At 53.3% G+C, this 25,821-nt stretch carries 22 protein-coding genes, 1 tRNA gene, 1 pseudogene and 1 riboswitch; of the genes and pseudogenes, 11 read left to right on the top strand and 13 right to left on the bottom strand.

Translation table 11 applies throughout. The annotated features are described in order from the left end of the window. Positions 1–148 precede the first annotated feature (148 nt). A complete protein-coding gene (locus ACT3TJ_RS08460; protein ID WP_087110754.1) occupies positions 149–1,534 on the top strand; it encodes an FAD-binding oxidoreductase in 1,386 nt (461 codons plus the stop codon). Between the two features lie 87 nt (positions 1,535–1,621). On the opposite strand, the gene ACT3TJ_RS08455 is transcribed toward ACT3TJ_RS08460, so the two are convergent. Then, a complete protein-coding gene (locus tag ACT3TJ_RS08455) occupies positions 1,622–2,620 on the bottom strand; it encodes a TRAP transporter substrate-binding protein (RefSeq protein WP_087110756.1) in 999 nt (332 codons plus the stop codon). Between the two features lie 141 nt (positions 2,621–2,761). Here ACT3TJ_RS08455 and ACT3TJ_RS08450 point away from each other — a divergent pair. Further along, positions 2,762–2,838 (top strand) — tRNA-Arg (locus ACT3TJ_RS08450). A gap of 279 nt (positions 2,839–3,117) precedes the next feature. Here ACT3TJ_RS08450 and ACT3TJ_RS08445 read toward each other — a convergent pair. The 4 genes from ACT3TJ_RS08445 to ACT3TJ_RS08430 form a co-directional block, all read right to left on the bottom strand. Then, positions 3,118–4,422, bottom strand: coding sequence for a TRAP transporter large permease (locus ACT3TJ_RS08445; protein ID WP_087110758.1), 1,305 nt, complete (start codon positions 4,420–4,422; stop codon positions 3,118–3,120). Next, the gene (locus ACT3TJ_RS08440; protein WP_087110760.1) at positions 4,416–5,039 is read right to left on the bottom strand and encodes a TRAP transporter small permease; all 624 of its coding nucleotides are present in this window, start codon (positions 5,037–5,039) and stop codon (positions 4,416–4,418) included. Before ACT3TJ_RS08440 ends, ACT3TJ_RS08445 begins: the two co-directional genes overlap by 7 nt. Before the next feature lie 46 nt (positions 5,040–5,085). After that, positions 5,086–6,108 carry a TRAP transporter substrate-binding protein DctP gene (dctP, locus tag ACT3TJ_RS08435; protein ID WP_087110762.1) on the bottom strand — a complete coding sequence of 341 codons (1,023 nt, stop codon included), beginning with the start codon at positions 6,106–6,108 and terminating at the stop codon, positions 5,086–5,088. Between the two features lie 377 nt (positions 6,109–6,485). Further along, complete coding sequence (locus tag ACT3TJ_RS08430; protein WP_087110764.1) at positions 6,486–7,424, bottom strand: LysR family transcriptional regulator; 939 nt, start codon at positions 7,422–7,424, stop codon at positions 6,486–6,488. 184 nt (positions 7,425–7,608) lie between these two features. Between ACT3TJ_RS08430 and ACT3TJ_RS08425 the strand changes: the two genes are divergently transcribed. The 5 genes and pseudogenes from ACT3TJ_RS08425 to ACT3TJ_RS08405 all read left to right on the top strand — a co-directional run bounded on the left by ACT3TJ_RS08425 (position 7,609) and on the right by ACT3TJ_RS08405 (position 12,563). Beyond that, positions 7,609–8,952 (top strand): aspartate aminotransferase family protein, encoded by a 1,344-nt coding sequence (locus tag ACT3TJ_RS08425; protein ID WP_087110766.1) that lies wholly within the window; start codon positions 7,609–7,611, stop codon positions 8,950–8,952. 49 nt (positions 8,953–9,001) lie between these two features. Then, positions 9,002–10,492, top strand: coding sequence for a CoA-acylating methylmalonate-semialdehyde dehydrogenase (locus ACT3TJ_RS08420; protein WP_087110768.1), 1,491 nt, complete (start codon positions 9,002–9,004; stop codon positions 10,490–10,492). A gap of 77 nt (positions 10,493–10,569) precedes the next feature. Continuing rightward, positions 10,570–10,997: pseudogene (locus tag ACT3TJ_RS08415) on the top strand (alanine dehydrogenase); the annotation flags it as partial. A 55-nt stretch (positions 10,998–11,052) separates the two neighbouring features. Next, a complete protein-coding gene (locus ACT3TJ_RS08410; protein WP_176372233.1) occupies positions 11,053–11,319 on the top strand; it encodes a hypothetical protein in 267 nt (88 codons plus the stop codon). Between the two features lie 122 nt (positions 11,320–11,441). Continuing rightward, on the top strand, positions 11,442–12,563 hold the full coding sequence (locus ACT3TJ_RS08405; RefSeq protein ID WP_087110770.1) for an endonuclease NucS domain-containing protein: 1,122 nt from the start codon (positions 11,442–11,444) through the stop codon (positions 12,561–12,563). Between the two features lie 114 nt (positions 12,564–12,677). Here ACT3TJ_RS08405 and ACT3TJ_RS08400 read toward each other — a convergent pair whose 3' ends face one another. Continuing rightward, entirely contained in the window at positions 12,678–13,418 is a 741-nt protein-coding gene (locus tag ACT3TJ_RS08400; RefSeq protein ID WP_087110772.1) for an SDR family oxidoreductase, read from the bottom strand. A 224-nt stretch (positions 13,419–13,642) separates the two neighbouring features. Here ACT3TJ_RS08400 and ACT3TJ_RS08395 point away from each other — a divergent pair, with 224 nt between their 5' ends. Next, a complete protein-coding gene (locus ACT3TJ_RS08395) occupies positions 13,643–14,587 on the top strand; it encodes an AraC family transcriptional regulator (protein ID WP_087110774.1) in 945 nt (314 codons plus the stop codon). Positions 14,588–14,655: 68 nt separating this feature from the next. Beyond that, positions 14,656–15,552 (top strand): LysR family transcriptional regulator, encoded by an 897-nt coding sequence (locus ACT3TJ_RS08390; protein ID WP_087110776.1) that lies wholly within the window; start codon positions 14,656–14,658, stop codon positions 15,550–15,552. Here the strand turns inward: ACT3TJ_RS08390 and ACT3TJ_RS08385 are convergent, their stop codons facing one another. The 7 genes from ACT3TJ_RS08385 to ACT3TJ_RS08355 form a co-directional block, all read right to left on the bottom strand. After that, complete coding sequence (locus tag ACT3TJ_RS08385) at positions 15,553–17,058, bottom strand: AbgT family transporter (protein ID WP_087110778.1); 1,506 nt, start codon at positions 17,056–17,058, stop codon at positions 15,553–15,555. Between the two features lie 46 nt (positions 17,059–17,104). Continuing rightward, positions 17,105–18,259 carry a M20 metallopeptidase family protein gene (locus ACT3TJ_RS08380; RefSeq protein ID WP_087110780.1) on the bottom strand — a complete coding sequence of 385 codons (1,155 nt, stop codon included), beginning with the start codon at positions 18,257–18,259 and terminating at the stop codon, positions 17,105–17,107. A 250-nt stretch (positions 18,260–18,509) separates the two neighbouring features. Continuing rightward, positions 18,510–19,034, bottom strand: coding sequence for a TonB-dependent receptor domain-containing protein (locus ACT3TJ_RS08375; protein WP_217883886.1), 525 nt, complete (start codon positions 19,032–19,034; stop codon positions 18,510–18,512). A gap of 233 nt (positions 19,035–19,267) precedes the next feature. After that, complete coding sequence (locus ACT3TJ_RS08370; RefSeq protein ID WP_087110782.1) at positions 19,268–19,744, bottom strand: LabA-like NYN domain-containing protein; 477 nt, start codon at positions 19,742–19,744, stop codon at positions 19,268–19,270. Positions 19,745–20,113: 369 nt separating this feature from the next. Then, positions 20,114–22,063, bottom strand: a complete 1,950-nt coding sequence (locus ACT3TJ_RS08365) for a methyl-accepting chemotaxis protein (RefSeq protein ID WP_087110784.1) — start codon at positions 22,061–22,063, stop codon at positions 20,114–20,116. A 569-nt stretch (positions 22,064–22,632) separates the two neighbouring features. Then, on the bottom strand, positions 22,633–23,058 hold the full coding sequence (locus tag ACT3TJ_RS08360) for a pseudoazurin (protein WP_225733914.1): 426 nt from the start codon (positions 23,056–23,058) through the stop codon (positions 22,633–22,635). An 81-nt stretch (positions 23,059–23,139) separates the two neighbouring features. Beyond that, on the bottom strand, positions 23,140–24,153 hold the full coding sequence (locus tag ACT3TJ_RS08355; protein WP_087110786.1) for an ABC transporter substrate-binding protein: 1,014 nt from the start codon (positions 24,151–24,153) through the stop codon (positions 23,140–23,142). A gap of 73 nt (positions 24,154–24,226) precedes the next feature. After that, positions 24,227–24,419, bottom strand: a riboswitch (cobalamin riboswitch). A gap of 112 nt (positions 24,420–24,531) precedes the next feature. On the opposite strand from ACT3TJ_RS08355, the gene ACT3TJ_RS08350 reads away from it, so the two are divergent. Together ACT3TJ_RS08350 and ACT3TJ_RS08345 are read left to right on the top strand one after the other, a co-directional pair. Then, complete coding sequence (locus tag ACT3TJ_RS08350; protein WP_444665573.1) at positions 24,532–24,996, top strand: DUF2243 domain-containing protein; 465 nt, start codon at positions 24,532–24,534, stop codon at positions 24,994–24,996. Between the two features lie 2 nt (positions 24,997–24,998). After that, entirely contained in the window at positions 24,999–25,808 is an 810-nt protein-coding gene (locus ACT3TJ_RS08345) for a cytochrome c oxidase assembly protein (RefSeq protein WP_192528424.1), read from the top strand. The last annotated feature ends 13 nt before the right edge of the window (positions 25,809–25,821 follow it).

Genomic DNA, 25,821 nt, shown 5'->3' with positions numbered 1-25,821 from the left:
AGAGCCTGCCGGGAAACCACGCTGGCAATAAAAAACGTTTTAGATCGTAACCTTGAGCAAATACACGGTTGGCGATAGCCTCTCTACCTACGTATAAATACATAGCCAGGCTTCACGCCGCACCGACCGGCCCTGACAGGAACAGAGAATGGACACGCTGATTAATAGTCTTACCGACATCGTAGGAAAAACAGGCGTACTGCTGGGTGATGATGTTGCCCAGCGCAGTGTCGACTGGTTCACCAAAGCGTCTTGTCAGGCAAAAGCAATTATTCGACCGCAATCCACTGAACAGCTCAGCCAGGTCATGACGCTTTGTTATGAGGCCAATCAGCCGGTGGTCACCCACGGTGGATTAACCGGCGTCGTGCATGGCGCCGTTGCCAGCCCTGACGAACTCGTGGTGTCGCTGGAGCTAATGAACCAGATCGAGCATATCGATGCCGTGGGTTCCACGATGCAGGTACAGGCGGGCGTGACGCTTCAGCACGTTCAGGAAGCCGCTCAAGAGATCGACATGCAGTTTGCGCTGGACCTGGGCGCGCGCGGTTCCTGCACCATTGGCGGTAACATCGCCACTAACGCGGGCGGCATTCGGGTGATTCGCTACGGCATGATGCGCCAACAGGTGTTAGGGCTGGAAGTGGTTCTCAGCGATGGCACCGTGGTCAGTTCCATGAACACCATGCTGAAAAACAACGCCGGTTACGATTTAAAGCAGATGTTTATGGGTAGCGAAGGCACCCTGGGAATTGTTACCCGGGCCGTGCTGCGCCTGCATCCGAATATGCCCAGCGAGCAGACCGCGTTCGTCGCGGTGCCCTCATTCGACGCGCTGACATCGCTGTTAAACATGGCCTCCAAAGAGCTTGCCAACAGCCTGAGTGCCTTCGAAGCGCTATGGAACAACCACTACGCGTTGATGACTTCCGCAACGACCAAACATACCGCATTGCTGGCCAACGACTCGCCGTTCTACGCCATTATTGAAACGCTTGGCTCGGACGATGAGAAAGATGCCGAAGCGTTTGCGAGTGTACTGGAAAAAGCCCTCGAAGCAGAGCTGATCACGGATGCCGTGCTGGCCAGCTCCAGCAGCCAGCGCGAAGGTATCTGGGCCGTGCGCGAGGATATCGAAACCCTGGTGCACGCGCTTGACCCGATGTTCTCCTACGACGTTAGCCTGCCGATCACCCACATGGATGAGTACGTAACGGCGCTAGAAGGCAAGCTGAAGGTGCAATGGCCAGAAACCTGCGAGCTGGTAGTGTTTGGCCATCTGGGCGATGGCAACCTGCACATCATCGTCACGGTGCGTGACGCCAGCCAGGACGCCCGGCGTCAGGTCGAAGAGTTGGTGTACGGCTCGCTGGTGAAATACAACGGCTCGATCTCCGCTGAACACGGGGTGGGCCTGGAAAAGCGCGACTACCTGACACTTTCACGCTCACCAGAAGAGATCGCCCTGATGATGCGCCTGAAACAGGCAATGGATCCTAAAGGGCTGCTTAACCCCGGAAAAATTCTGGCCTGAGCACTTGGTTAGTCATCGCATTCAGCCAACAGGCCGCCGTGAGGTAGCCTGTTGGGTGCATCAATCAATCAACTGGTGAGGCGTGGCTTACTCCGCCAGTGCTTCTTGGATGCGTGGCAGATAGTCGCCAAACTGCTGGCCGTACTTCTCGTACACCGGCACCACCGCAGCTTGGAAGGCCTCAATATCAGGCGAGTCATTAATCTCCATACCGGCTTCCTGCAGAGCGGCTAGCTGTTCGGCTTCCATATCGGCATTAACCTGACGCTCATACTCGGCGGCTTCCTGGGCAGCCTCTTCCAAAACGGCCTGTGCTTCTTCCGGCAGTTGGTTCCAGGCCGACATGCCCATCACAAAAATAGCCGGGGCATAGGTATGGCGCGAGAGCGTCATGTAGTTCTGCGTTTCGCCCAGCTTAAAGGAGTAGACCACGTTTACCGGGTTTTCCTGACCGTCGATGGTGCCCTGCTGCATCGCCGTGAGTGCTTCGGTCCAGGCCATCGGAATGGCGTTGGCGCCCAGCTCGCGGAAGGTATCGGTGTAAACGGGGTTTTCCATCACACGAATGCGCAGGCCGTCCATATCGGCCGGCGTGTTCACTGCGCGCTCGCTATTGGTCAGGTTGCGAAAGCCGCGTTCGGCGTAGGCCAGGCCTTTCAGGTTAACGTCGGAAAGCTTATCTAAAAGCTCCTGGCCGATTTCGCCGTCCAAAACCCCATAAGCCGCCTCAGGGGACGGGAACAGGAAGGGCAGCTCAAACACTGCCATCTCTTCGACAAAGTTGGCCACCGGACCATTGGTAATCAATCCCATATCCACGGTGCCAATCTGCATGCCTTCCAACAACGTACGCTCATCGCCTAATGAAGCATTGGGGTAGATATCAATGATCACCTTGCCGTCGGTGCGCTCTTCCACCAACTCCTCAAACTTGGTAGCAGCGATATGAAAGCCATCCTGCTCGTTGACCACGTGCGCCAAGCGCAGAGTCACGGGGTCCATATCGTCAAAATTAGCCGCGTAGGCTGAGCTGCAAAGCGCCAAGGAAACAGAGAGTGCCAGCGCATGTTGTGCGAATGTTTTCATTTTTATAGGTTCCGGATGTGTAATAAAGGAAAGTGCCTGCAAAGCATGCATCACACGAAGCAAAACGGTCAATTAAGCGAACAGTAAAGCCGCCGCGCGGCTAGACACAGCACGCCCGCACAGGTACGATACGCACCCAATGCGCCCGTAGCTCAGTTGGATAGAGTATCGGCCTCCGAAGCCGAGGGTCGCAGGTTCAAATCCTGCCGGGCGCGCCAGACATATCAAGGGCTTACGTTTATTCGTAAGCCCTTTTGTTTTGTCTATGACCATTTGTAAACGCGCGTCGGTTTTGGCATAGTCTGGCACAACAATTGGGACAACCTTCTTGGCAGTGATTAGCTCTTTTCTTGCAGCCTATTTGGCACTGGATCGAAACAAGACCACTTTTCATCTTGTTGATCTGCCCCGACCCGGGTCGGTAACGTTTAGTTTCGGTGAATCATATTTTACTAAAAGTAAGCTTACGTCTTATCTCACTCGATAGGGCATACCTGTTAGGTAATGCCCAAAATAAACCTAGGTAGGGCCAGTGATAACTCAGGTATGAAGGTCACTATCAGTACCATTGGAAGGTGGCCAAAGAGCAAAAACTTCATTGTGACCCCAAAGTACTTATCGAGAGATATTTTACTAACGCCTGCAGCCATATAAAGCATAGGTGCGCATGGTGGTGAGACATTACCTAACCCTAAATTGACGCCAACAATAGCGGCAAAATGAATAGGATGTACGCCAATAGCAGTGGCTAATGGCAGCAGCACAACTGCAGCTAAGATGCTGCCGGAAATGTCATCGACAATCATGCCGATTAAAAGCAGAACGAGATTTATAAGCAATAGAATGACGAGTGGGCTGTCTGATAGTCCCAGTAGAAAGCCTGTCACTTGGCTCGGCACCTGTTGAAGGATCATGGCGCGGCTCATCATGAAGAGAAAGAAAAGCACGGCAATGATTGACCCAATCGTCAATGTGGCTTGAATCAAGCCATTCCAGAATGCCTTGACGCTAAGAGTGCGGTAGAGCACAAATCCAGCAAAGGTGGCGTATACGAAGGCTATGGCTGCTGCCTCAGTAGGCGTCGCTATGCCTCCATAAATGGTGCCCAGGATGATGATAGGCATTAGAAGTGCCCAAATTGCGCTTTTACCGCTTTTCAGGATCTTAATGCCAGCCTGTCGTACAGGCAGTTTTTCATCAACTTGTATGTTGGGGTTGTTGCGCAGGAAAAAGAAATTCAACCCGACGTAGATAATCATCAGTAATACGCCGGGAATGACGGTGGAAAGAAAGGCAGCGCTAACGGAAAGCCCACCCGTTATCGCGAAGACGATCATCGGTACCGAAGGTGGGATGAGCAGTGCAAGTACCGAAGAGCATGCTACCAAGGCGGTTGCATGGCCAACAGGATAGCCCTCTCGAACCATTCGCGGAATCATAATCTGGCCAATCGCTGCGATGGCGGCAGAAGATGAGCCAGAAATGGCTCCAAAAAGAGCACACGTTATAACGGTAACAGCTCCCAGGCCGCCCTTAACTCTTCCTACGAAGGCATTGATGAAGTTGAGTAAGTGTGTGGATATCCCCGCTTGGGCCATTACCACGCCCGCTAATACGAAAAGAGGTAGCGCTAATAACGCAAAACTGGTTGTCGTTTGAAATGCATAAGGAATAAGGAATGAGATATCAGCACCAGTGCTGAGCAAATAGACAAGAGCACCAAGACCAAAGGCGAAGGCTATCGGCATTCCCAAGAGTAATAAAGCTACAATAATCCCGAGAGCTAGGGAAAAAATCAGCATCGTTGCCTCTCTTCTTTTTGTATGCGACGAAGGTCAAGGAACTGGTTAATCGTTTGCATGAGCAACGCTAATATAGTGCCTAAAAAGCCCACTACTAATGAGGCAGACCACAACCACCTAGGCCAGCGCATATAGGAGCTCAAGCGACCTCGATCGAAATCAAACATGGCGTACTTAATGGCAAAGTAACCAAACACCACGCAGACAGCTATGCTCAGTAGGGACATGCAGAGATTGATGATTTGGGTCTTGCTACGAGATTTAACAATAAGATCTAATATGCCGCCGCGTATATGCTCGCCCTCTCTAGTGGTATAGGCAATAGCCGGAAAATAAATCCATGCTCCTAGCAGCAGCGCAATCTCTTCAATGCCTAGAAATGGGGAGTTAAAGACGTAGCGCATTAGCACTTGACCAAACATCAAGCCACCCAAAAGAATGCTAAATATTGCCAGCGAACTTTTGAGAAGCATTGCATAAGCGGCTTCACACTTTAAAAAAACTGAATAGAGTGGGCTAACAGGAAAGTTTGGCACGGCAGTCACTTCTGCCACCTGGCTTACCTGATGGCTTTCATCCGCAGGGGAAAAGTCTTTTTCCTTTTCTTGTATTGGCATCACTTTACTCCAAAGAGAAAGGCCCACTAAACGCGGGCCTTGGGTCTTACTCAATACCAGCGGCTTGTCTCAGTTTTGCCATAATTTCGGAGCCGACCAGCTTCTCCATTTCAGGCCATTCTGTTTCATGAACAATTTGTGCAGCAGTGGCAATCTGCTCATCACTGAGTTCGACGACATCAATGCCTGAATCTCGCACTTTATCCAGGAATTCTTCACTCAAGCTCTGAGCCTCATCCCAAGACCACAGCACAGTGTCGTCGGCAGCGCTCTGTAGTAAGTCGCGGTTCTCCTCAGAAAGTCCTTCCCACCAGTCTTTATTCACTAGCCAGAAAGCAGTTTCAAAGTAGTCATTGGTAAGAATGTTCGTTTCCAGAACATCTCGCTGCTGGTAAGTTTCTACTGCAGTCGAAAAGGCTCGGGCATCGACTGTACCTAGCTGTAGGGCGGTATAGACCTCTGAGAGTGGAATAGGTACTGATGCGAAGCCAAGGTTACGGAAGCGGTCAATGGCGATAGGGACAGGTGGTACACGGACCTTAATATTGTTGCCATCTTCGGGGAAGTTGACAGGGACTTCTCCTACGCCTTTGCGGATAACAAGGGAGCCAAAATCGGTAGGGATAATGCCGATAGTATGCAGGTCGAGATCATGAAATATGCTGTTATAGACTTCTAGCATTTCGCCATTAGGCCCATAGACATCCCGAGCGTCTTCCCAGTTCGAAACAACATAACCAAGCCATGAGAGGTCGAGGCGTTCGTCAAATTCCGAGGCACCCCAAGTCAGCGTCATCGGCACAACGCCTTGCATGGATTGCTCAAATAGAGACGTCCAGTCTCCTAAATCACCACCTTGGTGGTAGGCAATCTGAAACTCCTCACTTTCCTGAATCTCGTCGATAAAACGCTCAGAAATAGCGTGGAAGATATGATCGCTTGGCATGGCATGTGCCAATATGAAGCGCTCATTAGCTTGCGCTTGGGACGTAATGCCCACGCTCGCCATAGCAACGGCTGCAATCGCTACGCTTGTGCGAATCTTCGTAAGCGGTAATCTTTTCGGCATCTCTACTACTCCTTTCTTGTACTTTGTTTATTAAGAAGAGTTTTATAGTATATATTAGCTTAATAGACTGGGTGTTGAGCTTTAGTGCATGGTTTTTAGTTCTTGAAAATTATCCGCTATTGCTGTTTATGTTTTCTAGATCTAGATAAAGATTAAAGCCACCTTTGATCAACTTCTAGTTAATCAAAAATAGATTTACCCCTCCTGTCACTAATAGGTTTTTTTGATTTATATCAAGCTCTTCAAATAACTTGACATTGCGAAGTTCAGGCTAGGGTAAATAATTTTTATTTTAAATAAGTATTTGATTAATCTAACGTAAGGTTTTGTTTAACATAGTTGGTTTTTGGCACGTAATTACCCCGTCTCTATTATGCTTAAGTATTAGTGTTTGGAGAGGTGCTGATCAGTTTATTCAACTCATCAAAATATGTTTCCAAAACTAAATTAGAAAACCCTCCTTTACGGGTGATGGCGCTGTAACCTGTGAAGTAATGCCATTTATTGGGTGGCAGTGCTTTCATCTGCCCGTCGCGTACCCATCGCTCAGCATAATGAGTGGGTAGGTATCCGATATAGCTCCCAGACAGTATAAGAAAAGCAACGCCCTCGCGGTCGGTCGCTGACGCTGATGCTTTAAGCGGTTCATGCATTGCCTTTATTTCTGGTGTTTGGGCATAAGCGGGTACAACAGCGTCGTAATGTGGTAAGTCTTCTTCCGTAATATTGTTCGCGTGAAATAGTGGGTGTTCAGTCGAGCAGTAAAGTCTTGAGGTTTCTTCGTACAGTGTCAGGTAGTCAAGCCCTGGTAGAGTTTTGAGATTAGGAATAACGCCGGTATGTAAGCGTCCATCAAGAACGGCTAGCTCAATATCACTAGGCGGAATCATGCGAATGTTGATACGAACATCGGGGCCTTTCTCTTTGAGTGCATTAAGCGCATGAGTTATATGCATTTCGGGCATGGTTACTAGGTTATCGGTAATACCAATGTTGAGCTCACCTTTGAGCTGGGCATGCAAGCCGTTGACTTGAGTGCGAAATCCCTCAACTGCCGCTAAAAGCTGTAGAGACAATTGGTAAACTTCAGAGCCTTCATTCGTTAGGGCAAAGCCACTACGGCCACGTTGACAAAGGCGGAGGCCAAGTCGTGTTTCCAAGTCATTCATTGCCATGCTAATGGCAGCACGGCTAATGCTTAATTCGACTTCAGCCGCTGAGAAACCCCCGCATTCCACGACTTTTCGATAAATTCTGAGGAGCCGAAGGTCAGAGTCGCTTGGTTGCCCCATTGGCGCTACTTTCCGAAGTGCCATATTTTTCTTGCTCCTTACCTACACAGTGAGATTTATGTAACCCCCATCGTAGCGTCATCGTGCTTAAAAGTTAAGTAAGTAGTTATTTGAAATAAACTAGTTGTTTATTTAACTTATCAAAGAGGCGTTCTAGGCTGGTTTTCTAAACCCCATTAATGACAAGACTCTATAGAGGGTAATAGATATGTCAGCTCAAGAGTTTTCCCCTACTGCCGGGCTCAGCGTCGAGCAACTCGACGCATACTGGATGCCTTACACCGGCAACCGTCAGTTCAAACGCGACCCGCGTATCATCACCGGTGCCAAGGGCAGTTATCTCACCGATGCCCAGGGTCGCCAGGTTTTTGACGGCCTCTCCGGATTGTGGACGTGTGGCGCTGGGCACTCTCGCCCAGAAATCGCCGACGCGGTAAGCAAGCAGTTGCGCGAGCTGGACTATGCACCTGCTTTCCAGTTCGGGCATCCCAAGGCGTTTGAACTTGCTCATCGTCTGCGTGAGCTGACACCTAAAGGTCTGGATTACACCTTTTTCACCGGCTCGGGTTCCGAGAGCGCCGATACGTCCTTGAAGATTGCCCGCGCCTACTGGCGTAAGAAAGGAAAACCCACCAAGACCAAGCTGATCGGGCGTGCCAAGGGCTATCACGGCGTCAATTTCGGTGGTTTCAGTGTGGGCGGTATTGGTGCCAATCGGGCGCTTTATGGGCAGGGCGTCGATGCTGACCACCTGCCCCACACCCTGATTGCTGAGAACGCCTTCACCCGTGGCATGCCCGATCGCGGTGCCGAGAAGGCCGACGAGCTGCTTGAGTTGATCGCGCTGCACGACGCTTCCAATATCGCCGCGGTGATCGTCGAGCCACTGGCTGGTTCCGCAGGGGTAATCCCGCCGCCGAAGGGGTACTTGCAGCGGCTGCGCGAGATCTGCGACCAACACGATATCCTGCTGATCTTCGACGAGGTGATCACCGCCTTTGGGCGCATGGGATCTATGACCGGTGCCGAGGAGTTCGGCGTCACTCCCGATATAATGAATTTCGCCAAGCAACTGACCAACGGTGCGGTCCCCATGGGCGGCGTGATCGTTCAAAGTGAGATTTATCACACCTTCATGGAGCAGGGTGGTGCCGACTACATGCTTGAGCTGCCCCATGGCTACACCTATTCCGGGCACCCGGTGGCCTGTGCCGCAGCCCTATCGGCTCTGGACGTGCTCGAGCAGGAATGCCTGATCGACCGCGTGCGCGAGATGAGCCCAGTCTTCGAAGAAGCGCTTCACGGGCTTAAGGGCACGCGTTATATCAGCGATATCCGTAACTATGGACTCGCTGGCGCCTTGCAGATCGAACCCTACCCTGGTGAGCCGGCCCGCCGACCCTACGAGATCGCTATGAAGTGCTGGGAAAAAGGCTTCTACGTGCGCTACGGCGGTGACACCATTCAGCTCGGCTTGCCCTTTATCGTCGAGCGTGAGGAGATCGACCGCGTCGTCAATGTGATAGGCGATGCCATCAGCGAACTGAACTGAAGCTCTTACTTCTGCAGACTAAACCGACAGACCCAACAAGAGGCAACTCATGACAACACTCGGCCATCTGATCAACGGTGTGCGTGTCGACCGCGAAGAGCGTACCCAGGATATCTTCAACCCCTCCGTCGGCGAGGTTGCCGGCCAGGTGAGCTTGGCGAGCAAAGCTACCGTCGAGGAGGCCATTGCCGCTGCCGAGGCCGCCTATCCGGCCTGGCGTGACACCCCGGCCGCCAAGCGCGCCCGGATCATGTTCCGCTTCAAGCAACTGCTGGAAGAGCATGCCGACGAAATCGTCCGCCTGGTCGGCCAAGAGCACGGCAAGATAGTGCATGATGCGCGGGGCGAACTCGCCCGGGGTATCGAGAATGTGGAGTACGCCTGCTACGCCCCGGAGCTGCTCAAGGGCGAGCACAGCAAGAATACCGGCCCCAGCATCGACTCCTGGAGCGAGTTCCAACCCTTGGGCGTGGTGGCTGGCATCACGCCGTTCAACTTCCCGGCGATGGTGCCGCTGTGGATGTATCCCATGGCCATCGCCTGCGGCAACACTTTTGTTCTCAAGCCCTCCGAGCGTGACCCCAGCTCGGCACTCTACATTGCCGAGCTGGCCCAAGAGGCGGGGCTGCCCGCCGGCGTGATCAATGTGGTCAACGGTGACAAAGAAGCCGTCGACACTCTGCTCGACGACCCGCGCGTGCAGGCCGTCAGCTTCGTCGGCTCCACTCCGATCGCTGAATACATCTACTCCCGGGCAAGCGCTAGCGGCAAGCGTTGCCAGGCCTTGGGCGGCGCCAAGAACCACGCCATCGTCATGCCCGACGCCGACATGGACAACGTGGTCAACTCCTTGAACGGGGCGGCCTTCGGTTCGTCGGGCGAGCGCTGCATGGCGCTTTCCGTTGCGGTGGCCGTGGGCGACGAAGCCGCCGATACGCTGATCGCCAAGATGCAGGAGCAGATGAAGTCGCTCAAGGTCGGCCCCTTCTCCGACAAGAGCAACGATTTCGGCCCGGTGATCACTAAGGCGCACCAGGAGAAGGTCTGCGGCTATATCGACAGTGCCGAACAGCAGGGCGCCACCATCGTGGTCGATGGGCGCGGTGTTCAGGTGCCGGGGCACGATAATGGCTTTTACGTGGGCGGCACCCTGATCGATCGGGTGACACCCGAGATGACCTGTTACCAAGAGGAGATATTCGGCCCGGTACTACTGGTGGTGCGCGCCGGTTCCATGGATGAGGCGATGAAACTGATCGACGATCACGAGTATGGCAACGGCACTTGCATCTATACCCGCGATGGGGAAGCGGCACGTTATTTTAGCGACCGTATTCAGGTTGGCATGGTGGGCATCAACGTGCCGCTACCGGTGCCGGTCTCCTACCACAGCTTCGGCGGTTGGAAGCGTTCGTTGTTTGGCGACCTTTCCGCCTATGGCCCCGATGCGGTACGTTTCTACACGCGGCGCAAGACGATCACCCAGCGCTGGCCGTCGGCCGGGGTTCGTGAGGGCGCACAGTTCTCTTTCCCCTCCTGATCGAGCCGGGTCTACCAATATCAGCGCATGACCGGAGGGTCATGCGCTCGGCCTCCTAACAAAAAGAGATAATGATCATGCAGATTGCTATTTCCAAGGAAATCAAAACCACGAATATCGTGTCGCCTTGACCCTCGCCGGCGCCCGCGAGCTGGTCAGCCGTGGTCACACCGTCACCGTGCAGGCCGGGGCAGGAGAGGGCGTTGGTTTCGCGGGTGCTACCTATGAAGCCGCAGGCGTCCGCACCGAGGCTGATGTGGCTAAGGTGTGGGGCAGTGCTGAGCTTATACTCAAGGTTAAGGAGCCGCAGTCCGAAGAAATCAAACGCCTCAAGGGGGGCCAAACGCTGTTCACTTACCTCCTCTTGGCCGCCGAGGAAGCCTTGACCCGGGGCCTTATCGAAAGTTGTGCCACCTGCATCGCCTACGAGACCATCACCGACCGTCAGGGCGGCCTACCTTTGTTGGCTCCGATGAGTACGGTTGCCGGACGCATGGCTGCGCAGCTTGAATTATTTACGCAATGTATGTGCCCATCATAGTCGGTTGTGGAATCGCAATATGACGGACCAGCCGCGTAAGCCCGCCCATAGTGAGGCCTCTCTATTTTCCCTGGGCTGGCAAAACTCCCATGTTCAGGCGCGTCCTTTCCTACTGTTCTGTATTGTTCAGTACCTATTGATGACGGTTAACCCGACGAGCACTTGGTGGGCCCGCTTATCAGAGTTGTTAAGCAGTTTCCCAGATTTGCGCGAAGCAGGGCTAAATCTAAAAGGCATGGGAATTATAGAAGGCTGGGAGCAGTGGGAATGGGAAGCAAGGCAATAAAAAACCCCTAAGCAATGCTACTGCGTGGCAGTTTCACCGATAGGGGCCGTGTTGGCGTAAATACTAGGCGCCCACGTTTCGAAAGGCAACACTTTTTAACACCTGTAGGGTGGCAAATTACTATGGCCATTGAGCAAGGAATCTGGAAGCTCGCGAACACTCCTGGCGCGCTTCCACAAAAGCTGCTACCAACGGGGCTGGCGGATGAAAGCCTGCTGGAAGAGCAGATTATGCAGGATGTCTCAATTCTGAATCGGGACTGGCTGCTGATCGGCCGTCAGGTGCGTACCGGCTTTGGTAAGCTGATCGATCTACTGGCCGTAGACGCCAACGGCACGGTAATTGTGATAGAGCTAAAGCGCGATAAAACCCCGCGTGATGTCGTCGCTCAGGCTATCGACTACGCCTCTTGGGTGGTGACACTTGCCGATTACCAGTTGATTGATATTTACCAGCAGTTTGCCGAGTGCTATGGGCGTACGCTTGTCACTTTGGGCGAAGCCTTTGAGGCCAAGTTTGGTATGGCGCTGGATAGTGTGACACTCAACGAGAGCCATCAACTGGTCGTGGTCGCTACGCAGTTGGATGCCAGCAGCGAGCGCATTATCAACTACCTGAACGAACACGCCCAGCTGTCCATCAATGCCATGTTCTTCTCCGCGTTTGAAGATAACGGCAATCGCTATCTCAGCCGCGCCTGGATGATTGACCCTGATGAGCCGCCTAAGCCGGTAGCACGTAAAGCCAATAAAGAACCGTGGAACGGCGAGTTCTACGCCTCATTTGGTGACGACCGGCCGTGGGAGCTTGCTCGGCGCTTGGGTTTTATCGCCGGTGGCGGTGCTACGTGGTATTCCAAAACGCTGGCAATGCTTTCAGAAGGCGACCGGGTGTGGGTCAATATCCCTAAAACAGGTTACGTGGGCGTTGGAGAGGTTATCGGCGAGCGCAGCCAGGCCACGGAATACCCGTTTGAAACGGAAAACGGCCCCAAAACGTTACTCGATATAGTGCGTCCAGATGATTACCCGCACTTGTATCAAGAGCTTAATGACGAGGAAGACAACGCTGAGTACCTGGTGCCGGTGCGCTGGCTCTATACCGTCGAGCGTGCGCAGGCGTTCAGCGAAGTGGGGCTGTTTGGTAATCAAAATACGGTGTGCAAGCCTACCGCGCCTAAGTGGTCGCATACGGTTAATCGGCTTAAGCAGATGTGGCCGTTAGATGTTCGTTCTCCAGCTTGATGCTAATTCTCTAGATACAGTAATTACACCCTCGGAAAGTGCCTTAACGCTCACCAAGGACGTGCCTGATTACCACCTCAGCCCGATACCCAGGCACGTTTCACCACTAAAAAACTACTGACTAGCAGTAGGCCGCACCACAATATCGCTGGTGTCGACGTCGTCAGGCTGGTTGATAGCATGGGCGATGGCGGCAGCAATGGCCTCGGGTTTAAGGGCAATCTGGCGGTAAGCTTCCATGGCCTCGGCGGCTTCCTTGTCGGTGATGGTGTTGGCCAACTCCGACTCCACAACGCCGGGATAAACGCAGGTGACGCGCAGGCAGTTGGTTTCCTGGCGCAGGCCGTCAGAAATGGCGCGCACGGCGTATTTGGTCGCGCAGTACACGGCGGCGGTGGGCACGACACTCAGCCCGCCGATGGAGGAGATGTTGATAACCTGCCCCGCCTGTTGCGCCTGCATGGTGGGAAGAACCGCCGCGATTCCGTTTAGTACGCCACGAATGTTCACATCGATCATGCGGTTCCACTCATCTACCTTGAGCGCTGCCAGCGGGGAAAGTGGCATAACGCCTGCATTATTGATGATGACATCGATGCGGCCATGGGTGGTGATCGCAAACTCGGCAAACGCCTGCATATCTTCACGGCTAGTGACATCCAGGGCCTGGTAATCAACTGTGCTGCCGTTGGCACACAATTCGCGCGCCAGTGCTTCCAGTCGGTCGGTACGTCGCGCACCAATAATTAGGCGATGGCCTTGCTTGGCCAGTTCGCGGGCCGTGGCTTCACCAATACCGCTGCTGGCGCCGGTCAATAAAACAACTTTAGAGGGGACGTTCGATAGGCTGGTCATGCGTTTTTCCTGTTGTGGGAAAGTACAGGGAAAGCGTAGGGGATGCCCACGAACGGCAATATAGACGATCCTCTTGCATGCTTGCCTAAAGCTATTAATTGGCGGGCTGGAGGCAGGAAACTGACCCAACAGCCTATACTATTACTCTTATGTTGGCTCAGACACTGGCAGTCTCAGTGGCGATCAACGAGGGCGAATAGTGAGAGCATTGAACGAGGTTGCTCATGGTAGCGAGTAGCGATGCGGTAGTGCAGCGCCGGATAATCGAACGGTTATATCAACTCGCCCCGCGCGAGGGATATACCCAGTCGCTGGTGGATGAGGTGCGCCTGATGCGCTCAAACCGGACGCTCAAAAACACCCCGGTGCTATATGAGCCGAGCATCGTCATCATCTGCCAGGGGCGTAAGCGGGGCTATCTGGGCAGCGAAGTGTATCTTTATGATGCGCATCACTATCTGGTGCTAGCGGTACCTCTGCCGTTTATTTCAGAGACAGAGGCGAGCCCTGACGTACCGATGCTGGGGATTGCGATCCGCCTTGATACAGCGGTCATTGCAGAGCTTGTCACCCAGCTGGATGAAACGGTCGATGTTCAGCCAACCCCACCCCGCGGCATGCTTTCCACACCGCTTGATCAATCGCTTGCCGGTGCAACGCTACGCTTGCTGGATGCGCTGGCAACGCCTGCGGATGCACGCATTCTAGCACCGTCCATCGTGAGAGAGATTTGCTACCGGGTACTGACCGGCGAGCAGGGCGGAAGCGTTCGCTCGGCGTTATCCCACTATGGGCAGTTCGGGAAGATAGCCAAGGCGCTACGCCGCATCCATGTACATTACGCCGCTCCGCTGGAAGTGGGCACGCTCGCCCATGAGGTGGGAATGAGCGCTCCGGCGTTTCATGCGCACTTCAAATCCGTCACTCAAACCTCGCCTATCCAGTACATCAAATCGACGCGCTTGCACCATGCGCGGCTGTTGATGATTCGTGATGGATTGACCGCCGCTGCTGCGGCGAGCCGGGTAGGCTATGAAAGCCCTTCCCAGTTCAGCAGGGAGTTCAAGCGGCTATTTGGTCAGCCACCTGCAGAGGAGGTGCGCGCTATGAAATTGAGTCTGGCGTTATCACCGCCTGCTCCTATCACCGATATCGCTTCGTTGCATTGAGAACGATACGATGCCAGATGCTAACTCATTAGCACATTTTATAATCTCTCAGCCTATACGAGTTACCAATGAACATACTCGATAAACGCGCCTTCTACCTGCTGGAAGTAAGCAGTTGCGGCGGTATTCGCGCGGCGGCTGAGCATTTGCATATTAACCCCTCCGTGGTGAGTCGGCAGGTTCGCAGCCTTGAGCGAGAGCTGGGAATGGCGCTATTAGAGCGGCAGGGGCGCCATATGATGTTAACCGAGGCGGGGCTGCTGGTGGTGGATAGCTTTCTTGCCCAGCGGCGGCTCAACTCGGAGCTGGGGGATACGCTTTCCCGGTTGCGCAATCTACAGGCGGGGAAGGTCGTGGTTTCGGTGGGCGATGGGTTTGTGGATAGCTTTATCAACTACGTGATGAAGCGCGTCTCCGAACATTACCCGGACGTGCTGATCGAGATCAAAACGGGCATCTACTACCCCCGTGAGCCCCACGAGATGGTGGCCAACGACGAGGTGGATATTGCGATTACCTATGGGCCAATCTCGGATCCGAGGCTGGTGGTACACTCCTTTGAGCGCGGCCCGCTATGTGCCCTGGTGGCACCTTTTCATCCGCTGGCCCGGCAGGAGAGTGTTACGGTAGCAGAGCTTTTGCAGCACAAGCTTATTTTTCTGCCCGATGTATCGGGGTCGCAGCAGTTTGTAAATGCGTTGTTTAGCGCCGCCGGGCAACCCGCCACGCCCGCCTACCGTTGCAACCTGCATTCTGTTTCACGGCGCATGGCGAGTGCCGGTATTGGGGTGTCGTTCATGACCGCGGCGGCTGCACGCAATGAGGTGGACGAAGGGCAGCTCAGAGCAATTCCCGTGGCGCACCCACTGGCAGCCAGCAGTCAGGGCAATCTGGTAAGAAGAGTCGGCAGAAGGCTTTCACCCGCTGCCGACTATTTATGGAAGCTGATGCTGACGATGCAGTAATCAGTTCGCCATCATGTAAACGCCGGGGCCGATCGGCCACCCCATGGCTAGCCAGAACATCAAAAAGGCGGACCAGGCGAGCAGGAAGGTAACCGCTAGCGGCAGCATGGTGGCTATCAGCGTGCCCAGCCCCATGTCCGGCTTGTAGCGCTGCATGTACACCAGGGCAACCGAGAAGTACGGGCTCATGGGGGAAATGATATTGGTGCTGGAATCACCGATGCGGAACATGGCCAGTACGAAAGCGGGGTCGAAATCGATCATCATCAGCATCGGCACGAATACTGGGGCCATCAGCGCCCACTGGGCCGAGCCGCTGGTCATGAACACGTTGAGTACCGCACTCATGGCAATGAATGCCCCCACCAGCGGCAGGCCGGTAAAGCCGGTGCTCTGCAGAATGTTCGAACCCTCGATGGCAATGTACTGACCAAGCTCCGACCAGCGGAAGTAGGCGATGAACTGTGCAATGGCGAAGAACAGCACCAGCGTGGGCGCCAAGTCGCTTGCTGATTCGGCCATGCGCTGGGGGACGTCGCGGCTGGTCGTTATCTTGCCGGTGGTAATGCCGTACACTAGGCCGATGGTCACGAAATAGCCAAACATGAGTGGCACCAGCGAGCGTAGGAAAGGTGACGGAATTAGCCCGCCCTCTTCGTTACGCAGCGGGGATGCTTCAGGAATAACGGCAATCAGGATCAGCGCCAGATAGATCAAGGTGGCGAAGCCGACCCGCTTAAGGCCTAACTTCTCTTCCGGTGTTAACTCCGGCTTGACGATATCCGTCTTAAAATCCTTGCTCATCGGCAGCGTGCGCGTGAGCCGCGGTTCAACCACCTTATCGATAATCAGCGTACCCGCAATGGCAAGCACGAATACTGAGCAGGCCACAAAATAGTAGTTATCAACTGGCGAAATATAGGCATCAGGATCGACCAACCGTGCTGCTTCGGTAGTGATGCCGGCAAACAGCGCGTCCCCGACAGTAATAAACAGGCTGGCATCAAAACCTGCACCGGCGGCGGCGTAGGCTGCGGCAGCGCCCGCAATAGGGTGACGGCCCACCGAGTGATACAGCATGGCGGCCAGCGGTATCAAAATCAGGTAGTTGGCATCAGAAGCAATACTGCCGCAGATGCCCGCCAAAAATACGCAGAAGGTTAGCAGTGAGGGCGGGGCTTTGGCGACGCTTACCTGCATCAGCGTCGACATCAGGCCGACCTTATCGGCCAAGCCAATACCGAACATCACCACCAAAATAAGCCCAAGCGGTGGGAAATTGACGAAGTTACTGACCACACTGGTCAGCATGAATTCTAAACCATCGCCTGATAGCAGGCTTTGGACATAGACGGTGTCGCCGGTTTGTGGGTTGATCGCCGAGACGCCAAACGTGGCGAGCATGGCTGAGATAACTACAACCACTACGGCGAGGATGGTAAATAGGATGAACGGATGAGGAAGTTTGTTACCTACGCGTTCAATAGAAGCGAGTACAGACTGCATAGTGTTAACCCTTGTTTTTAGAAATTTTTTGGTTGTAAAAAGGTTGTCAGCTGCGTAACAGTAGCCCTTTTGCTAAAGCAACAAACATGCCACCTGCTACCTGTAATATGTTGTCGTTAAAGTCGTAGTGTTCGTTGTGAAGATAAGCGCTGTCGCCGTTACCGACGAAGAAAAAGCAGCCAGGCACTTCCTGTAGGTAGAACGCAAAGTCTTCGGCACCCATGGTGGGCATGTAATCCAACTGCTGAATGTCGTTACTGACTACATATTTGGAGGCGAGTGCTAACACCCGTTCAGACCATTCGGGATCATTGGATAGTGGTGGAATCTGGTGAATGTGTTCAAGTTTGAAGCTGGCGCCATGGGCATCACACACGCCTTTAGTGACCTGCTCAAGCTTGCCAGCCAGCGCATCGCGGGATGAGGGGCGGTCACTTCTAATATTCACCACGAGCTCTGCGGCGCCGGGGATTACGTTGGCTGCATCGCCTGCATGAAAGGACGCTACGGTAATCACACCGGATTCCAAGGGTGATTTGTGACGGGCCACCAACCCTTGCAATTGTTGTACTAGCGAGGCGCCAACGTAGATCGGATCAATGGCCAAGTGAGGCATGGCCGCATGGCCAGAGACGCCCTCGATGATGACTTTGAACGTGTCGTTGCCACCCATAGCCGGACCGGGCTTTACGAACAGTTGGCCTTCAGGAAAGCCGGGGCGATTGTGGTAGCCAAATACGGCTTCCACTCTAGGGTTTTCAAGCACCCCAGCCTTGACCATCGCATCCGCACCGTTGCCGCCTTCTTCCGCTGGTTGAAAAAGCAACTTGAGATGCCCACACAGTTCATCACGCTTTTCCATGATGACTTCGGCGGCGAGTAGTAGCGTGGCGGTGTGTCCGTCATGTCCGCAGGCGTGCATAAGACCTTCATTCTGCGAACGATGGCCAAACGTATTGGCTTCGTGAATAGGAAGCGCGTCCATATCAGCACGAAACGCGATCACAGGACCTTCGCGGCCGGTATCCAGTTCCGCCAGGATCCCTGTTGTCGCAATACCCTCAGTTACCTTGTAGCCAAGCGCGCGTAATCGTTCGGCGGCTAGCTTGGCGGTTTGGGTTTCTTGGTATTTAAGCTCAGGCTGCTTGTGGAGAGTTTGTCGCAGAACGATTGCATCTTGTATTTGCTTATCGGTAAACATTGCCTGTCCTTGCCGTTATTGATGTGCCTATTGGCAACGTTATTAGGAAGACTAACCCTAAGTGACTTCACGGGTGGAAAGGAGAAGCAGGAACGTTATCTTTGTTGCTTTTTGAGCAACATTTAAATTAGATCCATGGTTTTAGTGCAAGATTTAGAAGTTATGTAGCTCAATAAAAAGCCGCGCAATCGCGCGGCTGCCTCATTTACTCTAAACCCCTTAAAACTCAGTCCTCAACGTAAGCGAGGCACTACGTGGGGCGCCGTAAGCCGTAGCGGTTGTAGTAGCGTTGGTCGAGCAGGTTGTCGACGTTAAGCGTTACGCTGGTTTCATCGTTGATATCGTATTTTGCCATGGCGTTAACGATGGCGTAGCCGGGCCAGTTGACGGCAGTGGAACCTGTGCTGACGCCGTTTGTAGGTTGGCCTGCCGGGCCTGATATCGCATGGGTGTTGCTTTGCGCGTACACACCGCCGCCGAAGGTCATGCGGTTCAAGAAACCGGACGGTTCATACGTAGTGGAAAGCTTGAACAGATGCGATGGGTCGCTGCTGCCATCCGAGTCCACACGGCGGAAGTGCAGGTAAGTGTAGCCACCGTAAACATTCCAGTTGGGCGTCAAAGAGCCGGCGATCTCCAGGTCGATGCCATCGGTTTCATAGCTGTCGCCCACGATGGGTTTAACCGTGGCGCCGCTGGTGGTTTCACGGGTTTGCGGCGTGAATGTGCTGGTGTAGCTTGCATATAGCGAGTGATTGTCCGTGAGGTCATACACCACGCCCGCGTAGGGGTTACCACGCCGTTTTCGTGCTGACTTGAGTGATCACTTGTGCGCAGTATCGTCATGGCGCATCGCGGCAGATTGGCGCTCAAAAACCGAACCGGTGGCGGGCTACGTGTTGTAATGGCGCTACCCGCCTGTGCTGACACGTCAAGGGAAAGCGCCTCTTGATGCGTGTGGCTTCGGCGCGGGGATAGGGCTTGAGATGAGCGGGGCAAGCGTAAGAATTAGCGCAGCAGCAGGTCTTCCTTAATGGGAATAAACGCGCTCGCTTCGTTCATTAGTGACGCAGCGGTGAGCTGGGGGACGCCATATACCTCTACTTTTTTCCCATACTTGACGCGAATTTTATTCACCAGCAGGTCAAAATCGCCATCACCCGTTACCAGTACGATAACGTCGGCGTGCTCTGCGTACTCGATGGCATCCAGCGCAATACCCACATCCCAATCGCCCTTGGCAGAACCATCGGCGCGTTGAATAAAGGGCTTTAGCTTCACCTCAAAACCAATGGCTCTGAGTATATTTTGAAACTCGCGCTGTTTCTTATCGCCTTTATCAATGGCATAGCAAAACGCACCCACCACGTCTCTGTTGGCGGTGGCTTGCGCCCAAAACCGGTTGTAATCAAAGTTTCTCCGATATGCATCCCGCGTGGTGTAGTAGACGTTTTGTGTATCAATAAAGATGGCGACGTTGGTCATAAGTATGGCTCGTTGCGAACTATCCCATCATGCGGGCATGTTGGTCCCATAGCATCCAGATCGTACCGGCCACGATGATAAGCACGATCAGTGTGGTGAAGAGGATACGCTTTAGAGCGTCCCGGTGCGATTTAGCCTAGCCAATATGTAGGAAAAAAGCGCAGATGAACAATGAAGTGCACCAGTGCGAGCGCACCGAATACCATGAGGGCAGGCATGCCTGTTAGCAGGCTCAGGGAGATATTTGCACATGACTCACTCTGAGCTGATCTTGCAGGCAAATGAGCGCTGGATAGGCCATTCATTATTGGCACGTCATTCATGAAACGCCCCGCCATGTTTCGTCGGCGGGCGTTTCATGAAAGGGTCTCAGTAGCTGTGATGCGCTAATGCGAATGTATTACTTTCCTCGGTGACCTTAAAGCGACCTACCATGCTGGCCATGTCGCCTGCTTGGTCGTCCAGTGAGCGGCTCGCTGTGGCGACCTGCTCGACCAGCGCAGCATTCTGCTGAGTGACTTCTTCCAACTGGGTTAACGCCTGATTAATTTGCTCAATGCCTGATGACTGTTCGGTGGTTGCTGCGGATATTTCTGACACCAAAGCAGCCGTATGCTGAGCGCGTTCTGCAATGTTTTTTAGCGTATCGCTTGTTGAGGTAACAAGCTCTTCCCCGTCTTCTATACTTTTAACGTTATTGTCGATCAGCTTTCGAATCTGCTTGGCTTCTTCTGCACTTCGGCTTGCCAGGTTACGTACCTCTGAGGCTACCACTGCAAATCCACGCCCTTGCTCCCCGGCTCTTGCGGCTTCTACGGAGGCATTCAAGGCTAGGATATTGGTCTGGAAAGCGATGTTATCAATGGCTTCCACTATCGCGGTGACTTGCTGATTGGCTTCATGGATCTGCTCCATCGCCATACGCGCCCGTTCGGCTATATCGTTAGCGGAATTTGCCTGGCTTGCCATGTCCTGTGTAGAACGACGTGCTTCCTGAGCCGTATCTGCACTTTGCTTCACGGTGGCCGTAATCTGCTCCATGCTGGATGCCGTTTCCACAAGCGACGCAGATTGCTCTTCGGTGCGCTGGGCAAGGTCTGCATTCCCCTTGGCAATCTCCTTGCTGGCAACTTCGACAGACTGAGCACCCTGCTTGATGCTGGCCACCAGCTCTTCCGTTTTAGCCGTTGATTCGTTGAACGCCTGATAAAGCTGTGACAACTCATCGCTTCCTGGAATCGCCAAGCGCTGAGTCAGATCTCCTCCACGTGTCTGGATGTTTTCAAGCGCTATTTTTAGCGGGCGTACAATACTGCGGACAATGAGCACAGAAAGCAGAACCGCTAACAGAGCCGCCGCTAAGGAGCACGCCAGATAATACGCCAGCTCGCTGACCGCGTTGTCACGCAAGCTCTGGGCTGTTTCAAGCAGAAGATCGGCCGCTTCTCGTCCTACTTCCGCCTGGCTGTCAATCAGCATGGTTTGTTGGTCAAACCACTGCTGGTGATTGATATTGAAATCTCCAGCCGTGCCTTGCTCCACCGCGGTACGTCGCATGTCAGCAAGCGTTTTAGCAAGATCACTTTCCAGTATAGCTGCCAGCTCGCTCTGCAGGCTGGCATTGGAAAGCTGATTAAACGTTTTAAGGTATGCTTCTGATCGGCCTGTGATCGACAGCAAATTGGCGAACGCGGTAGAAGACATGGCGTCTGCACTAAAAGCGGTTGTTAACATGGCCCGCTCAATACCCGCTAGTTCTTTTATGTTTAACAAATTGTAATAAGCATTGAGCTGTCGAACAATTTCTCCGCGCTCAACGCTAAAGGTAAGTTGGCTGACAATGTTGATTAAAAAATCATTAATGTCCGTATAATAACGGTTGGATTGATCGCCTGGTATTTCCAGCCTGTCGGCGCGCAAACGGATTGTGTTTATCTCATGCAAAATTTGTTTAGCTTGAACTACCTGCTCTTGAACGCTTGTGTCATCTTCAGAAAAGATAAGATTTTCGGTATAAAGATTGAACTTCTCAATCTGTCCATCGGTCACCTTGCGCTGGCTAGGCAGCTCAGTGCGAAAGTTTTGCCCGCGGCTGCCTAAAAAGGCGGCTGTCATACCACGCTCGCGCTGAAGTTCATGAACCAGGTCACCGGCATACTGGCTCAGTACCGTCATCTCCTGAAGATGATTCATTTCAGACACAATCGCTTTACGTTCTAAAATACCTGACACTGCTAGCCAGGTCATGGCTAGCAATGGCAAGGCGAGAACCAGAATAAACTTACGGCCTATAGTAATACGGTGTAATACCTTCAGCATTATGTTTTCTCACATGAAAAGGATAATTTATGACAACGACGTTGAAAAGCTGACCATAACCTGCGCGTGTGCCTGTGCATTAATGGCTTGCTTACTTTTATCGGCAATGAGCGTTATAGCTGAAGCCATGAGGGGAGAAGATGATTTTAGGCTTGATCTAAGTCAAATTTAGTTAAAAATCAGACTTGTCTATCTTGACGGTAAGTTTTTATGACTTTTTTGAAGTCTATAGTTGATGTGTTTAAAGTGATTTTTATTTTTTCTTATCAGTTGTTTCTTTTTTTAATGGTGGCGTCGCTGTTAGATAGCAAGGTGTCGTAAAGGAGATGGTGGGGCGATGTGCGATCTAAGTGGCATGTTGGTGGGTGTTAACGTCGTATGTTTAATGTCTGCTCACTTGGTTATCTGAGTGGATAGAGAGCAAAGAAGATCAACATTACATGTTAGATAGTTCACCCAGAGAGCTTCTTCATATCAAAAGTGACCAAAACTCGCGAGGTGATAAATAAATGCTGATCTTGAAAGGCGGTTTGATGTGGCAAGCCGCCCTAATAGATAAAGTAATATAGTTAATTGTTTGCCTGCCGTGACAGGATTTCAACAAAACGCTGGCGTGCCGGTGCAGGCAGGTTGTCGGGCAGATCCTCTTCCGTCGCGGTGGTATCGCCGACTTGAATCAGCATCACCATGCCCATGGTGTAATGTGGCGAGCACTTAATGCCCCAAATGCCCTCGGCATTCAGTGTTACCTCAATCTCTTCGTTAATATTGCCTACAAATGCCTCGCCGCCTTCGGGGATCATGCCGTCAATGGTGGCCGCATTATGCCCCGGGGCGGTGGCTAGAAATTTCACCGTATCGCCAGGTTGAACAATAAGATAGTCCGGTGCGAAAGGCATTGGCCCGGTATCATTGCGGTTCAGCATCTCAACGGTATGTGTGTTGGCTAGAGCCGCCAGCGGTAGCAGACCAAGCAGAACAATAAGTCGTTGCATCATTTTCATAGTGAGTAAGCCCATACATTAATGAGTAAGAAGCGCGCCCTTGGGGCACGCTCAATGTGGCGGCGCAATGCCTCACGGTGATAGGTCAAATTCCGCTAACTGGTTGGCGAGTGCTTCCAGCGCAAAAATAGCTCGAACCGAGGGGTCCATCGCATGGGCATCAATCTCAATAATGCGGCCTTGTTGCACGGCTTCGGTCATGCTGGTGACAGGGTCTGACGCAAGATACGCCCGCTTGGCGGCAATGTCGTCGGCTGGGAACCGACGGCGATCCATTCTGGCGGCAGCAATAAACGTGGGATCACTTCTAACAATGGTTTCCCAACCGACGGTGGGCCACTCCTCTTCTGATGTCACGACGTTAGCGATGCCCAGCTTCGACATCATCCAGCCGGGCACGCTATTAACACCTGCCACGTAAGGGTCGATGCCCAGGTCGGCGGAGGAGTACCAAAACACGCCGGTAGTATCGTCCGGTAAATCAAGAGCCGCCGCTTTTTCGATGGCCGCAGCTTCACGCGCCTTCAGTTCGGTTATCAGCTCGTCACCGCGTTCGGCAACATCAAACATCTGCGCAAGCGTCGCGATGCTGTTGTAAAGCAGTTCGGTATCAAACAGCGTTGTGCGGGCGCCGTCCATGCTCTGGTGGTTGCTTTTGCCAATACACTCCGTGGGCATGGTCCAGCTGGGAATGCCCACATCGGCAAACATCTCAGGCGTACCGACCACGCCTGCGGGTCCAATCATCCACTCATAGGCAGATATCACCAGGTCGGGCTTGGTAGCCACCACGCTTTCGTAGCTTGGTGCATCATCCGCCAACCGTTCGACATTAGCGTCAATGTCAGCAAACTCCTCCAGTACCGGGTTAATCCAGAGTGCGGTGCCAGCAACCGTATCTTCAAGGCCCAGCATGTAAAGGATCTCGGTGGGCGCTTGGCCGATACTCACTACCCGCTCAGGGGGCGATTCTAGTGTGATCTCGTGCCCGCAGCTTTCAAGCGTCAAGGGGTAATCGGTGGCGGCATTGGCGGTTTGCCCAAGCCAAAGGCTGGCGACAGCCGCCGTGGTTAATCTCAACATCATGTACACTCCCGTGCATGATGAGCAGGCCGCTGGCGTGTAGCTGGCTAAGTAGCCAGCCGAGCCGACCCGCTCGATGAAGGTTAGGGTGTCGGCAGGTCTCCTGACTGACGGGTCGTCGCTAGCTCACCTTCCCAGACATAGCGTCCAGTGGCATTGTCGAGCATCGCTCGCCGCCTACAGTTGCGGGGGCAGTTCCGTTTCGCGGCCAGGCCACGGCGGATTCTCTATTAGGTTCTCGAAAGAACACCGACGTGGCTATTCTAGGGGGTAACGATGAGGCTTAACATGGTTAAAATTAGCCTGGGATCACCTCTTTCTGGTTGCGATAAGCGCGTGGCGTACCTAACTTGAGGGGAAACTTCCAGGAGCAAGGATGCCATGGCTAGCTACCCCGCCTCATCAGTATTTGATACCCAACGCTCGCTGTGGGCAGCCATTCTGATGGGAGTTGGTGTCATGGCCGCTGTCGATGAAATCGTCTTCCACCAACTGCTTCAATGGCACCATTTTTTCGATTTCTCCACACCTGCGTTTGGGATTCTCTCGGACGGTTTGCTGCATGCCTTTGAACTCCTTGCCATCGTGGTTGGGGTGTTTATGCTGCTTGATCTTTCCCAGCGCAAACGGTTGTCGATCCCATGGGCTCAAGCGGGCTTCTTTCTGGGGATGGGCGGGTTTCAGCTTTTCGATGGTGTTATTAACCACAAGATTTTACGCCTGCACCAGATTCGCTATGGGGTTGATCCGCTGATGTATGACGTGGTGTGGAATGGCGCGGCGATAGGATTATTGTTGGTAGGCGTCTGGCTGCTTTTTCGCGCCAAGCATTTGGCGCGTCGTTAAGCATGCAGGCTCACGATCACGCCGCTCATGGGTCGATGCTTGATTGGCTGCCCGTGGCACTGATCGTTCTACTTACGCTGGCGTATCTTCTGGCCGCTTATGCCCAGCGGCAACAAACAGCCGGATGGAGCGTTTGGCGAAGTATCTTTTTTAGCCTGGGTAGTCTGCTGATAGCTATCGCCGTGGCGCCCCCTTTAATGGCTTGGGCGCACCATGATCTAGTGGGCCACATGGTTTTGCATCTATTAATTGGTATGTTTGCACCGCTCGCTTGGGTACTGGCGGCCCCTGTTACGTTACTGCTACGCGCCTTGCCTCAGGCGGGCGGAAGACGAGTCGTCGCTTTGCTACACAGCCGGTTTGTGCGCTTTGTTTCACACCCGGTTAGCGCACTTGTGCTCAATATCGGCGGTATGTACGTGCTCTATTTAACGCCGCTTTATGCGCTATCTCTCCATCACCCGATAGTGCATGTTGTCATACACCTGCACTTTCTTTTGGCCGGGTACCTGTTCTGCTGGACGATTCTGGCCGAGCCTGATGTGTCGCCCCATCGGCTGAGCCTGCTTTTTCGGATGGGCGTACTGTTTGCGTCTATTGCCACTCATAGCCTGTTGGGCAAGCTGATGTACGGCTACGGTTGGCCTCGTGGTACTGGCCATTCGCTTGAGGAAGTACAGGCCGCCGCCCAATGGATGTATTACGGCGGCGACCTGGCGGAAGTGCTGCTGGCCGTGGTGTTGTTAACGCTTTGGTTGCGCACGCCCGTTGAGCGGCGTGAGGGTTTATTGTCAGGCGCTAGGATTGGTTAATACTATGGTTTTA

The sequence above is a fragment of the Halomonas sp. AOP30-A1-24 genome (assembly GCF_052378165.1).
In the GTDB taxonomy this organism is placed as follows: Bacteria; Pseudomonadota; Gammaproteobacteria; order Pseudomonadales; family Halomonadaceae; genus Vreelandella; species Vreelandella citrativorans.
Note: the sequence above shows the minus strand (reverse complement) of the source record. Positions and strands in the feature narration are given on the sequence as shown.

What these genes read in the sequence shown, in the direction of transcription:
- ACT3TJ_RS08460 (WP_087110754.1), top strand. Translation starts at nt 149, where the DNA reads ATGGACACGCTGATTAATAGTCTTACCGACATCGTAGGAAAAACAGGC.
- ACT3TJ_RS08455 (WP_087110756.1), bottom strand. Translation starts at nt 2,620, where the DNA reads ATGAAAACATTCGCACAACATGCGCTGGCACTCTCTGTTTCCTTGGCG.
- ACT3TJ_RS08445 (WP_087110758.1), bottom strand. Translation starts at nt 4,422, where the DNA reads ATGCTGATTTTTTCCCTAGCTCTCGGGATTATTGTAGCTTTATTACTC.
- ACT3TJ_RS08440 (WP_087110760.1), bottom strand. Translation starts at nt 5,039, where the DNA reads ATGCCAATACAAGAAAAGGAAAAAGACTTTTCCCCTGCGGATGAAAGC.
- dctP (WP_087110762.1), bottom strand. Translation starts at nt 6,108, where the DNA reads ATGCCGAAAAGATTACCGCTTACGAAGATTCGCACAAGCGTAGCGATT.
- ACT3TJ_RS08430 (WP_087110764.1), bottom strand. Translation starts at nt 7,424, where the DNA reads ATGGCACTTCGGAAAGTAGCGCCAATGGGGCAACCAAGCGACTCTGAC.
- ACT3TJ_RS08425 (WP_087110766.1), top strand. Translation starts at nt 7,609, where the DNA reads ATGTCAGCTCAAGAGTTTTCCCCTACTGCCGGGCTCAGCGTCGAGCAA.
- ACT3TJ_RS08420 (WP_087110768.1), top strand. Translation starts at nt 9,002, where the DNA reads ATGACAACACTCGGCCATCTGATCAACGGTGTGCGTGTCGACCGCGAA.
- ACT3TJ_RS08410 (WP_176372233.1), top strand. Translation starts at nt 11,053, where the DNA reads ATGACGGACCAGCCGCGTAAGCCCGCCCATAGTGAGGCCTCTCTATTT.
- ACT3TJ_RS08405 (WP_087110770.1), top strand. Translation starts at nt 11,442, where the DNA reads ATGGCCATTGAGCAAGGAATCTGGAAGCTCGCGAACACTCCTGGCGCG.
- ACT3TJ_RS08400 (WP_087110772.1), bottom strand. Translation starts at nt 13,418, where the DNA reads ATGACCAGCCTATCGAACGTCCCCTCTAAAGTTGTTTTATTGACCGGC.
- ACT3TJ_RS08395 (WP_087110774.1), top strand. Translation starts at nt 13,643, where the DNA reads ATGGTAGCGAGTAGCGATGCGGTAGTGCAGCGCCGGATAATCGAACGG.
- ACT3TJ_RS08390 (WP_087110776.1), top strand. Translation starts at nt 14,656, where the DNA reads ATGAACATACTCGATAAACGCGCCTTCTACCTGCTGGAAGTAAGCAGT.
- ACT3TJ_RS08385 (WP_087110778.1), bottom strand. Translation starts at nt 17,058, where the DNA reads ATGCAGTCTGTACTCGCTTCTATTGAACGCGTAGGTAACAAACTTCCT.
- ACT3TJ_RS08380 (WP_087110780.1), bottom strand. Translation starts at nt 18,259, where the DNA reads ATGTTTACCGATAAGCAAATACAAGATGCAATCGTTCTGCGACAAACT.
- ACT3TJ_RS08370 (WP_087110782.1), bottom strand. Translation starts at nt 19,744, where the DNA reads ATGACCAACGTCGCCATCTTTATTGATACACAAAACGTCTACTACACC.
- ACT3TJ_RS08365 (WP_087110784.1), bottom strand. Translation starts at nt 22,063, where the DNA reads ATGCTGAAGGTATTACACCGTATTACTATAGGCCGTAAGTTTATTCTG.
- ACT3TJ_RS08360 (WP_225733914.1), bottom strand. Translation starts at nt 23,058, where the DNA reads ATGCAACGACTTATTGTTCTGCTTGGTCTGCTACCGCTGGCGGCTCTA.
- ACT3TJ_RS08355 (WP_087110786.1), bottom strand. Translation starts at nt 24,153, where the DNA reads ATGATGTTGAGATTAACCACGGCGGCTGTCGCCAGCCTTTGGCTTGGG.
- ACT3TJ_RS08350 (WP_444665573.1), top strand. Translation starts at nt 24,532, where the DNA reads ATGGCTAGCTACCCCGCCTCATCAGTATTTGATACCCAACGCTCGCTG.
- ACT3TJ_RS08345 (WP_192528424.1), top strand. Translation starts at nt 24,999, where the DNA reads ATGCAGGCTCACGATCACGCCGCTCATGGGTCGATGCTTGATTGGCTG.